This window comes from Nocardia araoensis NBRC 100135 (genome assembly GCF_000308435.1).
GTDB classification, from domain to species: Bacteria; Actinomycetota; Actinomycetes; order Mycobacteriales; family Mycobacteriaceae; genus Nocardia; species Nocardia araoensis.
The window spans coordinates 60,055-73,770 of sequence record NZ_BAFR01000035.1 but is presented as its reverse complement, the minus strand read 5'-3'; the positions used below and the strand labels follow the sequence as shown (position 1 = coordinate 73,770).

The following is a 13,716-nucleotide window of genomic DNA, read 5'->3' as shown; positions in this document are numbered from 1 at the left end:
AAAAGTGACGGCGCGGCCATCCGATCATGTCCCAGCGAGGCCATTCGGCGTCGCGGAATTCGGTGTAGCGCTCGCGGGTGTCCTGGCCGCGGCGCCGGGCGATCGGCGCGACGGAACGGCGGGGTACTGATGGAGCCGATCGAGATCAACGCGGGCGCCTGGTATCTGCGCGCGCTGCGCGCCGACGACCGCATCGATGACCGCCCCGCCCTGGCCGCGGGGGGCATCACCGAACCGGACTACGTCGCCCGGCGCGGTGCGGGCTGGGCGGACGAGACGCACTTCTCCTGGGCGGTCTGCGAACCGACCACGGCGGAGTTGGTCGCCGAGATCGGGGTGACACCGCAGGGCGATGGCACCGCGCAGGTCAGTGGATGGGCGCGCCCGGGCTACGAGGCCGCCTTGGACGCCGGACTGAGGTCCGTGCAGCGCTTCGTCGAAGGCGGTCTGGGGCTGCGTCCGGTGACGTCCTGACCGACCCGTTTCCCGCAGCCGCGACGACCGCGGGCAGCAACCGCCGGGTCAGCGCATGACGCCGGTGTGGCCCGTGCAGTAACGTCCCGGCTGCGGCCAGATGGTGAGCCCGTGTGGCCCTTTCCCGACCGGGATGCGCGCCAGCAGAGTCCAGTTGACGATGTCGATGGCGTACACCTCACCGTGGTGCCGGCCGGACGCCCAGAAGACGCGCCCGTCCGCGGAGATATTGCCCATGTCGGGACTGCCGCCTCCGGGCACGAACCACTTGCGCACCAGCCCGTTCGCCGCGAAGTCCCACACCGAGATGCTGCCCTCGTGCCGGTTGGTGATGAGCATCCGCGCGGAATCCCGGGTGACGTAGAGGCCGTGTGTCCCCTTGCCGGTCGGCACGAAACCGGTGTTCTCGAAGGTGTGCGCATCGAACAGATAGATGCCGTCGGCGGTCATGTCGGCGACGAAGAAGGTGTGCCCGTCCGGAGACAGCTTGACGTCCTGCGGCATGCCCGAGCGACCGCCGGGCAGGTCGACCAGCTTGACGACCTTGCGCTCGGCCACGTCGAAAACCAGCATGCGACCGTTGAATTCGCACGAAACCAGGGCGAACCGGCCGTCGGCGGTGAAGTCCATGTGATCGACCCCCGCGCAGTCGGGCACCGCCATGGCGTGCATCTTCTGCCAGGTTCGCGGATCGTAGAAATCCAGCGACTTGTCCGCCTCCGCGACCACGAGCGCGTACCGGCCGTCCGGTGTGTAGTACATGTTGTAGGGATCGCGCACGGGAAAGGGTTCGCCCGGTTCGCCCGTCCGCGGGTCGATCGGCAGCAGACTGCCCCCGCCGATCGGCAGATCGTTGGTGACGTAGAGCGTCTGCAGGTCGTATGACGGCACGACGTGTTGCGGTTCCGAGCCGCCCGTCGGGTAGGTGTCGATCACCCGGAAGGTCCCCGGATCGATCACCGAGATCGTGTTCGACTGACTGTTGGGCACGTAGACCAGGGGGCGATGGTCGGCCACGGTGGGGCTGAGTTCTCGGTTGGCCACGTACACGTCGGTCGGTGAGAGGGGCGGCGGCATTCCCGGCAGCAGATCGGTCAGATGCGGTGGGACCGCATTTGTCGTCGGGGCCGCCGCGGCCGGGATCGCGACGGTGGTCGGGGCGGCCCGGCCTTGCTCGGCGCCCACCGTGCCCGCGTCGCCTGCCGCGCAGCCCGGCAGCGCCGACAGCAACAGCAGCGACACGACGAAATGGACTACGCGGCACCGGTGCATCCGCTGTCGGTTCACCCGCTGCACCTTGTCGGACTGTGGTGACGACGAGATGACATGGGTGCGAAGCCTAGGAGCCGAATACGGAATTCCGGTGCGCCCGCGCGGGAGCGCACCGGAACGTACGGAACATCCCGTCCCTACCGGCCGGTCAGCACTCGATCCAGCGCGTCCACGGCCTCGTCCAGCTCGGCGCCGGTGACCGTCAGCGGAGGACGGAACCGGATGCCCCGCTCGCCGGTGCCGAGGATCAGCACATGCTCGCGCTCGCGCAGCGCGGTGAGCACCTCGTCGCGCAGCCGGGACGACGACAGGGTGATCGCGCACATCAGACCCCGCCCGCGCGGCTCGCTGACATCGGCGTGCCGGGCGGCGAGCGCGCCCAGTCGTTCGAGCAGATGCGCCCCCAGCGCCCGGGACCGTTCGATCAGCGCGTCCTGCTCGAGCACCTCCAGGGTGCGCCTGCTGCGCACCATGTCGGCGAGGTTGCCGCCCCAGGTGGAATTGAGCCGGGAGCTGACCGCGAACACGTTGTCGCGCACCTCGTCCACCCGTCCGCCCGCCATGACGCCGCACACCTGGGTCCGCTTACCGAACGCGACGACGTCCGGCGCCAAGCCCAGTTGCTGATAGGCCCAAGCCGTCCCGGTCATGCCGACGCCGGTCTGCACCTCGTCCAGCACGAACAGCGCGTCGTTCTCGTGGCACAGCCGCTGCACGGCCTGCAGGAACTGCGGACGCAGATGCCGGTCGCCGCCCTCGCCCTGGATCGGCTCGGCGATGAAACACGCGATGTCGTGCGGGTTCTCCTCGAAGGCCCGCCGCACCTGGGCGAGCGCGCAGGCCTCCGCCTCCTCGACGTCGAACGCGTCGGTGAGGTAGGGCGACTTGACGCGCGGCCAGTCGAACTTCGGGAAACGCGCGGTCTTCACCGGATCGGTGTTGGTGAGCGACATGGTGTAACCGGTGCGGCCGTGGAACGCGCCGGTGAGGTGCAGCACTTTGGCGCCGAGTTCCGATGCGCGGCCGTGCGCTTCGTTGTGCCTGCTCTTCCAGTCGAACGCGATCTTGAGGGCATTCTCCACCGCGAGGCCGCCGCCGTCGATGAAGAACAGGTGCGGTAGCCGCGGATCGCCGAGCACCCGCACGAACGTCTCGACGAAGCGGGCCATCTCGACGGTGTACACGTCGGAGTTGCTCGGCTTGTTCATCGCCGCCGTGAGCAACTCGGTCCGGAACTGCGCGTCCTCGGCGAGGGCGGGATGGTTCATGCCCAGGGCGTTGGAGGCGAAGAAGCCGAACATGTCCAGATAGGTGGTGCCGTCGCGTTCGTCGACGAGGCGGCAGCCGCGGGACCGGTTGAGGTCGAGTACGAAGTCGAAGCCGTCGGCCAGGATGCTCGCCGACAAGATCGCGTGGACCCGGGCGGCGGGGGTGACCGCCGGGCGGGTGCGTTCCAGTTCGATGGTCACGCCCTGAGGGTACGTAAAAATTTACGGAACCTCTACAACAAAGCGGATTAATTACACAGAATCGTCACCTGTCATAGAATGTCTGCAAGATGATGGTGCTCCGGGTGCGCACGTTGGCGGTGGCTCTGATCTCTTGGAGCAACTGCTCGAGGTGCCGCGGGGACGCCACGCGCACCAGCAGGATGTAGCTCTCCTCACCGGCCACCGAGTGACAGGCCTCGATGCCGGGGATGTGCTGCAACACCGCGGGCGCGTCATCGGGTTGCGACGGGTCGAGAGGAGTGATCGCGACGAATGCCGACAGCAGCTGGCCGAGTGCTTCCGGATCGACGTGTGCGGTGTACCCGCGGATCACGCCGCGCGCCTCTAATCGGCGGACCCGTGACTGCACCGCGGACACCGACAGACTCGCCTTTTCGGCCAGGTTCGACAGAGTGGCCCGTCCATCGGCCATCAGTTCACGAATCAGCAGGCGATCGATGTCATCGAGTACGGGTCTTGCCGGTGTATCCGCCATCAGCGAAGGCTAACTCAGGCAGCCCGCCTCGTGTCCGGAACCTCACCTCGATCCTCCCGCCATGTGGGACAGACACGCCGCGACGCGGCCGAAAGGTACGGCGGAACAACAGATGACCGATGTACTCGACGACCAGGCCACCCGACGACTCGCCGCCCGCGCGGAGGCGGTGCTGCGCCAATTGGGCGCGCCGCCACCGGAACCCGGCGATCTGCCCGCGCGCACTCCGATCACCGGAGGGCAGCTGACCACGCTGCGGTCCAGCTCGCTCGACGAGGTCGACGCCGCGATCGGCCGGGCCGCGACCGCCTTCCGGGCCTGGCGCGGGGTTCCGGCCCCCGTCCGGGCCGGAGTCGTGCGCAGCCTCGGTCAGCTGCTCACCGCGCACAAGAGCGACCTGGCCGAGCTCGTCACCCTCGAGGCGGGCAAGATCCCCGCCGAGGCCGAGGGCGAGGTGCAGGAGATGATCGACATCTGCGAATTCGCCGTCGGCCTGTCCCGGCAGCTGTACGGCCACACCATGCCCTCGGAACGTCCTGGCCACCGGTTGATGGAGACCTGGCATCCGCTCGGCGTGGTCGGGGTGATCTCGGCGTTCAACTTCCCGGTCGCGGTCTGGGCATGGAATACGGCGATCGCGCTGGTCTGCGGTGACACCGTGGTCTGGAAGCCGTCGGAGACGACGCCGCTGACCGCCCTGGCCTGTCACGCGCTGCTGCGGCGCGCGGCCCGCGAGGTGAACGCGGATCCCGAGATCCACCAGCTCATCCAAGGCGCGAGCGCCGTCGGCTCCCGCCTGGTCGACGACGAACGGGTGGCGCTGGTGAGCGCGACCGGCTCGGTGCGGATGGGCAGGCTGGTCGCGCCGCGGGTGGCCGAGCGGCTCGGGCGCTGTCTGCTGGAGCTGGGCGGCAACAACGGCGCGATCGTCACCGCGTCCGCCGACCTCGACCTCGCGGCGCGGGCCATCGTGTTCGCGGCGGCGGGCACGGCCGGGCAGCGCTGCACCACGCTGCGCAGGCTGATCGTGCACCGAAGCGTGGCGGGCCCGCTGCTGGACCGGCTCGAGCGGGCCTACCGGCAACTGCGCGTCGGCGATCCGTTCGACGAGGGGGTGCTGGTCGGGCCGCTGATCGACGGCAAGGCGTACACCGGAATGCGGGCGGCGCTGGACAAGGCCGTGACCGACGGTGGCGAACTGGTCTGCGGCGGAGAGCGAGTCGATGGATTCGGCGACGACGCGTACTACGTGCGGCCCGCCATCGTGCGCATGCCCGCGCAGACCGCGGTGGTGCGGGAGGAGACCTTCGCGCCGATCCTCTACGTGCTCACCTACGACGACTTCGATCGCGCGATCGCCCTGCACAACGAAGTACCGCAAGGCCTTTCGTCCGCCATCTTCACCACCGACCAGCGCGAGGCCGAACGCTTCCTCGCCGCGGACGGATCCGACTGCGGAATCGCCAATGTCAACATCGGCACCTCCGGCGCCGAGATCGGCGGCGCCTTCGGCGGCGAGAAGCAGACCGGCGGCGGCCGCGAATCCGGCTCGGACTCCTGGAAGTCGTACATGCGCCGAGCCACCAACACCGTCAACTACTCCACCGAACTCCCCCTCGCGCAGGGCATCGAGTTCGGCTGATCGTCACAACCTCTCCGGCTGCCACATCCGCGGCTGGTCTCGCCGTGGCGAAGGTCGGGCCCATGGCGTTCCTTCCTCTTCAACGCCGCGCTGAGCTGGACGTTCGCATTCAGCAACTCGATGCCGATGAGTTCACCGTCGTCGCCGAAGTCGAGGGCGGCGACGACCTCGCTGTCCTCGTCGTGTACTCGCAGGGTGCGGGCAGCGTGGCGCGCGCCCTGGTTGGCGACACATGGGCGGAGATCGGTCGGTGTCGACATACGAAGAGATGGCTCCCGGATTCGGCAGTTTGCCTGTGCGGATTCGACAGCACCGTCGCTACCGATCAGCCGCGCAGCACGGTGAGTGGAAAGGACACGTCCGCCCGGCGTTCCGAACCGACCAATTCGGCCCGGCTGCCCACGCCCAAGGTGTCGTACAGGCTGCGGATGCGTCGATACATCGACCGCTCCGAGAGATAGTTCAGACGCGCGATCTCGGCGACGGTCATCGACGTGCGCAGCATGCGCAGCAGCCGGGTATCCGACTCGGTCAGACCATGTCGGCCGGACTGATCCGGGCCGGCGGCCGGTGTGCCGACCCGCCTGCGCAGGGGTTGCCGTGCGGGTTCGTTCAGTTCGCGGCCGGTCACCGCACCGAGGACCGCCGGGAGCGGTTTCCTCGGTGCCGAGCGGGTGTGGTCGAGGAGTTGCGCGCGCACGAGGTCGGCCTGACGCTCGACGGATATCGCGACGTTGATCACGAAATTCGCGCCGGAGCGTATCGCGGCGTAGGTCGAGTAACCACCGACGTCATCGGTGACCGCGACGATCAGCCCCATGGCGTGACGGGCACGGACCGAACGTAGGCTTTCGGCTTGGGTTTCACTGTTGACGGGTAGCACGATCGGGGCGCCGTCGGCGTCCCTGCGCATCGCCAGTTGGTCGTAGTCGGCGAACTCCACCTCGAAATGCGGCTCGAACACGCTCCCCCACGATCCCTCGGCCGGATCCAGATAGTCGCGCAAGCCAGAGTGGACGAATGCGACACGCCCAGTTGCTCGTTCGGGATCCCGACTGGTTCGAACGGTGTTCAAGAAAGCCCCCTTAACTTCGATCAGCGCGCTTTCGCGCGCCTCTTACCATCCGCCGGCGCTACACGCGGACGGGCAGCACTCGAGCCCCCGACCGAGCGGCAAGCCTTCGGCCCTGTATCTCGAGTACCGTCACAATAGGCGCGACGGTGAGTCGGCGCAGCCGCGCCGGTCGTCGGTACCACCACACCTTGGCCCATCGGTCGGATCCTGCGGCTGCCCGGCTACCGCACCGCACTCTCGCAGCAGGCCACCAGGACCCGTGTCACCGGCCGTACGCTGGACGTCACGATCCACTCCTCATCCCCGCGATCTGCGTCGGATACTTCTCGTCACATGATTGGACGCGGCGGCGGCGCATTCGGTTCCATTCGTGCGCGAGAGATTGCCCAGCCTCGCCCAGTCACCCACAACATGCCCTCTCACCAGCACGATTGGGTTATTCGCGCCCACCATGTGTAGTGTTGGAAAAGCCGACGCGGGGTGGAGCAGCTCGGTAGCTCGCTGGGCTCATAACCCAGAGGTCGCAGGTTCAAATCCTGTCCCCGCTACTGCGAGACGGCTCGGAGCACAGTGCTCCGGGCCGTTTCTCTTTTGCCGGGTCGAGTCACGACCAAGGCTCACGCGCAGCAGGTCGCCTGGCAGGCGCAGTCCGAGCCGCTGGTAGGCCCTTGGCTTCCGGATCGAGCGCGGTCGGGGCGATTCGCGGACGGCGGCGGCTCCTGCGAAACGTAACCGACTACGGGGCCGCCGGGCGCATCGGGCGGAGACCTGTCGGTCGTCGGAGTCGCCGACAGTCGGCGGGCGATTTCTGTGACCACCAATGTCGCCATCTACGACACCTATTTATGCGGCATGTCGCACGCCTGTTCCGTAGCTCACACAGAATCTCCGGCAGAATAATCAGCTGCTGACCGACTGCGAATCAGCGGTTAAAAGATGGTTACAGCACCGTCCTGGATTGGTGACGCCCAAGTTGTCGTGTCACGATACTTCCGAGTCACCCCGGACTATTCATCCCGAAGTGTTTCCCCACAGGCAACCCCCGGTTCCATCACCGCACCCGGCTTGTCCCCTTCGGCGTGTTCGTAATGATTCGATCGCCAATGTCGGCCATCTCAGCGTGCAACGACAACAATCTGTGAGGAAAGTTCCGCGTGAGTGATTTCTGGAATGTGAGCTCGTCTTCGGCGTGTCTCAGCGTCGGCATTTCATTGTTCGGTGTCATCGCGTACCTGGCGGGGATACTGGAAGGGGACACCCGGCCGCGCATCGCGTCGTGGGCGGCTTGGTGCACCGCGAACACCGTGTTCGCGGTGGTGGCGTATCTCGAGGGCGGTTATCTCGCCGCGGGCATCAACGCCGCGGCCGCGGCGATGAACGCGGCGGTCATCACCGTCGGCATCGCGCGCGGAGCCCGCCTGCGACCGGACGACACCATCGATTGGGCCTGCCTGATTTCGTCCATCGCCTGTGTGCTGGTGACGGTCGGGGTGCAGGAAAAGGCATTCGGCGCGCTCTTCGCGATATGCGCCAATCTCATCGCCACCATTCCTACGCTGCGGCATGTGTGGTCCAAACCGCACGAGGAAACGTGGCAAACATTCGCCGCGAACGCGCTCGCGAACGGCCTCGGCCTGTTCGGGGTGCTTCTGGTGAGCGGGTTCGAATTCGTTTCGATCGCCGGTCCGATGATTTCCACGGCGGGCAATGTCGGTTTGGTGGCCCTGGCCATCGGTCGTGCCCGATTCACCGCTGCCACGGTCGTCCCGGTGAAAGTCGGCTGATGCGCTGCCTCGTCCTGCGGCGGGCAAAGGGGTGTGCTCGAGGTCGATGACCCGGCCGATGCGCCACAAGGGGCGGTCGTTGACCGCCGCCCGGCAGGCCGCGCCCGACGCCCGCCTTTCGGCGGACGCGTCGGGCGCGGCCGCGCGCGTACGCGGGCGCGGTGTCCCCTACCGCTATCCTTCGATCTCAGCGACCCGATGACCAGCTGATTCGTTCCGGGCAAGAGTTCTACCGACGCCGCTACAGCCGCGACGCCGAACGGCTTGCCACGAATGCGAAGGAGAGAGCTGTGCAGCGCAGGGCGATGCTCAAGGGGTGTGCGGCGGCGGCCGCCGTGCCGATGCTCGCCGCCTGCGGCCTGCTGGAAGGCGACGCGCAACCAGTGGACGAGTTGGCTTTCGACCCCGACGAGTTCACGGTGCAGAAGAAGACCGTCGCCACCTTCGAACGCGACAAGAAGGTGACCTACCGGTTCTACGAGAGCGTTGTCTATGTGGCGAAACCGGTGGACAAGACGCATCAGAGCTTGACCGTCAGCGTTCCCGTCGAGATCGACGGGAACGCCGTCGACGCGAGCAAGGCTCCGATTCTCTTCAGCAACTCCGTCGGCGGCTACCTGTCGTCGGCGCCGAGGAGCGGCAAGCCGGATGACGGCGGTGACCGGGACAGAAACCGCGACCTCGCCCTCGCCGCGGGTTATGTCGTGGTGGAGCCCGGCGCGCGCGGACGCGACCTGGTCGCCCCGGACGGCACGTACTACGGCGTGGCGCCGGCCGCCATCGTGGATCTCAAAGCCGCGGTCCGCTATCTGCGGCACAACTCCGGCCGGGTTCCGGGGAACACCGACCGGATCGTGGCCACGGGAGTCAGTGCGGGCGGCGCGCTGTCCGCACTGCTCGCCGTGTCCGCCGACAACCGGATGTACGACCGGTATCTCGCCGAACTCGGCGCGGCGGAAGCCAGCGACGCCGTATTCGCCGCCGCCCCCTACTGCCCCGTCACCGATCTCGAACACGCGGACATGGCCTACGAATGGAATTGGGGCGCCAACCCGCTGCGCTCCGGCGAACTCGACGCGACTGCCTCGGGGGAGTTGAGCGCCGCGTTCACCGACTACCAGGCCTCGCTGGAGTTGCAGGGCGAGAACGGATTCGGGCTCATCACGGCCGGCAACTACGGCAACTACCTCGTGCGTACCTACCTCGAACCGTCGGCGACCGCGTATCTGACCGCCCTGCAGGACGCCGATCGCTCGAGCTACCTGGCGGCCAACACATGGATCACCTGGGCGGGCGACCGGGCGGAGTTCACCTGGCCGAACTTCCTGTCGCACGTGGGCGAGCGGAAGAAGGGCGTGCCCGCGTTCGACGCCTTCGACCTGTCCTCGCCCGAGAACAACGAGTTCGGTGTCGGCACCGTCAAGGCCAGGCACTTCACCCAGTTCAGCCTGCGGCGAGCGACCGGCGATCCGGGCGCGCAACTCGACAGCGATCTGCCCGAGAAGATCAGCATGATGAACCCGATGTTCTTCCTCCGGCAGCGGAATCCCGCCCGAGCGAAACACTGGTGGATTCGCGTCGGCACCAAGGACACCGACGCGTCGCTGACCATCGTGGGCAATCTCGCCGCGAGCCTGGCGAATCTGGGCGACCAGGTCGACGCCGCGATGTACTGGGACGCGGGGCACGGCAGCAACGAGGACGCCGCGGATTTCATCGCGTGGATCGGCAAGGTGACCGGCTACGCAGGGTGAGGCGTCCGGCGACCGCAGCCCACACTTCTCCGAGTCCGCCAGCTCACCAGGCGCACACCGAACTCGGATCGCGGCGAAATGCCGGGGCATCGATCCGGGCAGCGCCCGCGCGGCGCTCCGACCACCGGCATGGCACCAGCTAGCAGCGCGGCGGCTCGATACCCAGCTCCCGCACACGTTCGGCATAGACCGCCACGCCGGCGAGTTTGATGTCCTCGTAGCCGCGCACCACGTCGTGGAGCGCGGCCGCCCGTACGGCGCGGTCGTAGCCGGACCGGTCGAGCGCCTCGGCGAGGTCCGTCACCATCGCGGTGTAGTGGGCGCGCAACTCGCGTTCCACGCGCCGCACATGCGCGTATCCGAACGGGTCGAACTTCGTGCCACGCAAGCGCTTTCCCTTGGCCAGCAGGCGGAGTGCGAAGTGGCTGCCCGGCCCCATCCCGATCTTGTCCTTGCGTCCCAGCGCGCGCAGGACCGGCGGGTGCAGCCGATAGGTGAGGTTCGCCCCCTCGGGTACCTGCGCGGCGACCTCGGCCAGGAACGCCGGATCGGTGAGCCGTCGCGCCACCTCGTACTCGTCCTTGTATGCCGTGAACTTGTACAGCCCGCGCGCAACCTGCTCGCTGAACTCCGTACGGTCGGTGACCCGGCGCTCGGCATCCCAGACGCGTTGCACCGTCGCCACGTAGTCGCGCGCCACCGCGGCGCTCTGGAAACCGATCAGCTCGACGGCCCGCAACTCGACCAGCCGCCGTGTCTCCCCCGTCGCGGTCAGTCCGTCGAACAGGTCCGCGGGCACCGCGACGGGGGTGGGTTCGGCCGTGCGACGCGTCGTGGCGGCGGCGAACTCCTCCGGCCGCGCGATCGCGACCCGGCCCCAGCGGAATGCCGCGAGGTTGGCGTCCACGGCCACGCCGTTGATCTCGATGGCCTCCTCGATCGCCGCGCCGGGCAGCCGCAGACCGCCGAGTTCGTAGGCGGCTCCGACGAGCAGGAAGTTCGCGGCGGCAGTGTTGCCGAAGAGTGCCTGCGCGGCAGCGAGAGCATCGAAGGACCGCACCGAGCGCGACACCTGTTCCAGTCGTCGCAGCAGCGCCGCCTCGTCGGGGTAGGTGACGGACCGGTCGTAGACCATGTCCCCGGTCGGGGTCTTGCTGGTGGACGCGACCGAGACGGTCGTCGCGGCGCGGCCGTAGGCCAGGTTCTTGTTGTCGGTGGCGGCCAGCAGGTCGAAGGCCACGATGCAGTCGGCCGAGGCGGGGGCCAGCCGGTTGGCGGGCTCCAGCGCGCCCACGGCGAAACGCAGATGCGAGACCACCGGCCCTGCCTTCTGGCTCATGCCGATCTGGTCCAGGCTCGCCACCTCGTACCCGGCACGCATCGCGGCGGTCGCCAGGACCTGGTTCACCGTGACGATGCCGGTGCCGCCGATGCCGGCGAGAAAGACATTCTGTGTGGTCGTCGGCGGTTCGTGCGCGAGTTCCGGCAGCAGCGGCGGCTGCGGCACGCGACCGGCTCGGCGCGGCTTCCGCTCGGCCGGGTCGGGCAGCTCCACCGTGACGAACGCGGGGCAGTCGCCCTTCAGGCAGCTGTAATCGGTGTTGCAGGAGGTCTGGTCGATCCGCGTCTTGCGCCCGAACTCGGTATCCACCGGCTGCACCGACAGGCAATTGCTCTGGACGCCGCAGTCGCCGCAGCCTTCGCACACCGCCTCGTTGATGACCACGCGGGTGCGGCGCGCCGGGAGCGCGCCCCGCTTGCGTTGCCGCCGCGCGTCGGCCGCGCAGTGCTGGTCGTAGATCAGCACCGTGACGCCCGGGATCTCGCGCAGCGCGCGTTGCGCTTCGTCGAGGCGGTCCCGGTGCCACAGCAGGGTGCCCGGAGCGAGATCGCGCTTGCGGTAGCGCTCGGGTTCGTCGGCGCAGACGATGATCCGCCGGACGCCCTCGACGGCGAGTTTGCGGGTGAGCATCGGCACCGTGAGCGCGCCCTCGGCGTGCTGCGCTCCGGTCATCGCGACCACGTCGTTGTGCAGCAGCTTGAAGGTGATGTTCACGCCGGCGGCGACGCACGCCTGCACGGCGAGCTGGCCGGAGTGGAAATACGTTCCGTCGCCGATGTTCTGGAACAGGTGCGGCACGTCGGTGAACGGCGCTTGCCCGATCCACTGCGCACCTTCGCCGCCCATCTGGGTCAGCCCGACCACCTTGCTGTCGGCGCGACCGGACATCGTCACCAACGTGTGACAGCCGATGCCGCCGCCTGCCAGTGAGCCCTCCGGGACGGCGGTGGAACGGTTGTGCGGGCAACCGCTGCAGAAGTAGGCCGCGCGCTGGGCGGGCAGCACCGACAGCGACAGCGGCTGCGGCAGTGGGCGTTTCAGTTCGAGGTACCCGTCGAGCACGCGGCGCAGCGGTGCGGCGATGCGCCCGGAGGTCAGTTCGCCGTCGGCGCCGAACAGCGGTCGACCTGTGTGGTCGCGCTTGCCGAGGATCTCGGGCGCGCCCGCGACGCCGTACAGGATGTCGCGGATCTGGGTCTCGATGAAGGCGGTCTTGTCCTCGACGACGATCAGCCGGTCGAGCCCGGCGGCGAACTCGCGGACCCGGTCGGGCGCGACGGGGTACGGCATCCCGATGCGCAGCAGCCGGATTCCCGCACTGTACAGCGCGTCGTCGTCGGCGCCGAGGTCGATCAGCGCTTGGCGGACCGCGTCGAAGGCGGTCCCGGTGGCGGCGATGCCGATCGTGGCGCGGGCCGGGTGCACCTCGATCACGTCCAGCCCGTTGCGCGTGCTGTAGGCGCGCACCAGCTCCCAGCGGGGGCCGTAGAGGTCCGCCTCGGCGAGCAGGCTGTCGGCCGGCGCGGCCATCGGACGCTGCCGATAGTGGAACCGCTGCCCTTCCCAGTCGATCTCGGGCACGACGATGTCGAGGTCACCCACCGAACCGTCCACGGTCCAGGCGCCGTCGGCGACGTCGGCGACGATCTTCAGCGCCACCAGGCAGCCCGAGGCGCGCGACAGCGCCACCCCGTGCAGCCCCATGGTGATGATCTCGCGGGCGTTGCGCGGGAACAGTACGGGAATGTTCATCGCGGCCAAGGAGCGCTCGCTCACCGCGGGCACGGTGGAGGATTTGGCCGCCGGATCGTCGCCGACCAGCAGCAGGACGCCGCCGCGCGGATTCACGCCGTACATGTTGGCGTGGCGCAGCGCGTCGGTCGCGCGGTCCAGGCCGGGGCCTTTGCCGTACCAGACACCGACGACGCCGTCGTGGGTGGCCGCGCCTGCGGGCAGATCCGCCTGGCTGCCCCACACGGAGGTCGCGGCCAGTTCCTCGTTCAAGCCGGGGACGAACGAGATGTCGTGCTCGGCGAGCACCGCGGGCATGCCGGACAGCATCTTGTCGACGCCGCCGAGCGGACTGCCCTGATACCCGGACACGAACGTGCCCACTCGCCGCCCGGCGCGCAGATCACGCACATGCTGCTCGACCAGTTGCCGCGCGATGGCCTGCACGCCGGTGAGGACAACGGTCCCCGAGCCGACGCGGTACCGGTCGGCGAGGTCGTAGGGAGCCGCGATCAGATCGCGGTCGGCGAGCTCGGTCATACGGATCCACCCGTCCGCTCAGCACCGGTCCGGCGCCTCGCATAGTTGAGCACTTGTTGCCGATATCGTGTATCCGCAGATCTGAACGCACAACCTTTGAATATGAAATTGAGCAA

At 68.3% G+C, this 13,716-nt stretch carries 9 protein-coding genes and 1 tRNA gene; 5 read left to right on the top strand and 5 right to left on the bottom strand.

Features of this window, described 5'->3' with window-relative positions; translation table 11 throughout:
- Positions 1–129: 129 nt before the first annotated feature.
- Positions 130–474: a hypothetical protein gene (locus tag ON21_RS05365; RefSeq protein WP_039796224.1), complete on the top strand. Its 345-nt coding sequence runs from the start codon at positions 130–132 to the stop codon at positions 472–474.
- A 48-nt stretch (positions 475–522) separates the two neighbouring features.
- On the opposite strand, the gene ON21_RS05360 is transcribed toward ON21_RS05365, so the two are convergent.
- From ON21_RS05360 to ON21_RS05350, 3 genes are all read right to left on the bottom strand, one after another.
- Entirely contained in the window at positions 523–1,761 is a 1,239-nt protein-coding gene (locus ON21_RS05360; protein ID WP_245562471.1) for a YVTN family beta-propeller repeat protein, read from the bottom strand.
- A gap of 122 nt (positions 1,762–1,883) precedes the next feature.
- A complete protein-coding gene (lat, locus tag ON21_RS05355) occupies positions 1,884–3,215 on the bottom strand; it encodes an L-lysine 6-transaminase (RefSeq protein ID WP_051020365.1) in 1,332 nt (443 codons plus the stop codon).
- Between the two features lie 64 nt (positions 3,216–3,279).
- Entirely contained in the window at positions 3,280–3,732 is a 453-nt protein-coding gene (locus tag ON21_RS05350; RefSeq protein ID WP_039796222.1) for an Lrp/AsnC family transcriptional regulator, read from the bottom strand.
- 112 nt (positions 3,733–3,844) lie between these two features.
- Between ON21_RS05350 and amaB the strand changes: the two genes are divergently transcribed.
- Entirely contained in the window at positions 3,845–5,374 is a 1,530-nt protein-coding gene (amaB, locus tag ON21_RS05345) for an L-piperidine-6-carboxylate dehydrogenase (RefSeq protein WP_039796221.1), read from the top strand.
- A 325-nt stretch (positions 5,375–5,699) separates the two neighbouring features.
- Here amaB and ON21_RS05335 read toward each other — a convergent pair whose 3' ends face one another.
- Positions 5,700–6,380 (bottom strand): helix-turn-helix domain-containing protein, encoded by a 681-nt coding sequence (locus ON21_RS05335; RefSeq protein ID WP_039796219.1) that lies wholly within the window; start codon positions 6,378–6,380, stop codon positions 5,700–5,702.
- Positions 6,381–6,923: 543 nt separating this feature from the next.
- On the opposite strand from ON21_RS05335, the gene ON21_RS05330 reads away from it, so the two are divergent.
- The 3 genes from ON21_RS05330 (at position 6,924) to ON21_RS05320 (ending at position 9,987) form a co-directional block, all read left to right on the top strand.
- A tRNA-Met gene (locus ON21_RS05330) sits at positions 6,924–6,997 on the top strand.
- Between the two features lie 606 nt (positions 6,998–7,603).
- A complete protein-coding gene (locus tag ON21_RS05325; protein WP_157170715.1) occupies positions 7,604–8,233 on the top strand; it encodes a hypothetical protein in 630 nt (209 codons plus the stop codon).
- A gap of 290 nt (positions 8,234–8,523) precedes the next feature.
- A complete protein-coding gene (locus ON21_RS05320; protein WP_039796217.1) occupies positions 8,524–9,987 on the top strand; it encodes a subtype B tannase in 1,464 nt (487 codons plus the stop codon).
- 139 nt (positions 9,988–10,126) lie between these two features.
- On the opposite strand, the gene ON21_RS05315 is transcribed toward ON21_RS05320, so the two are convergent.
- Positions 10,127–13,600 (bottom strand): indolepyruvate ferredoxin oxidoreductase family protein, encoded by a 3,474-nt coding sequence (locus ON21_RS05315; RefSeq protein WP_039796216.1) that lies wholly within the window; start codon positions 13,598–13,600, stop codon positions 10,127–10,129.
- Positions 13,601–13,716: the final 116 nt, after the last annotated feature.

Bases quoted from the DNA above. Each gene is read 5' to 3' on its own strand.
- ON21_RS05365 (WP_039796224.1), top strand. From the start codon at position 130: ATGGAGCCGATCGAGATCAACGCGGGCGCCTGGTATCTGCGCGCGCTG.
- ON21_RS05350 (WP_039796222.1), bottom strand. From the start codon at position 3,732: ATGGCGGATACACCGGCAAGACCCGTACTCGATGACATCGATCGCCTG.
- amaB (WP_039796221.1), top strand. From the start codon at position 3,845: ATGACCGATGTACTCGACGACCAGGCCACCCGACGACTCGCCGCCCGC.
- ON21_RS05315 (WP_039796216.1), bottom strand. From the start codon at position 13,600: ATGACCGAGCTCGCCGACCGCGATCTGATCGCGGCTCCCTACGACCTC.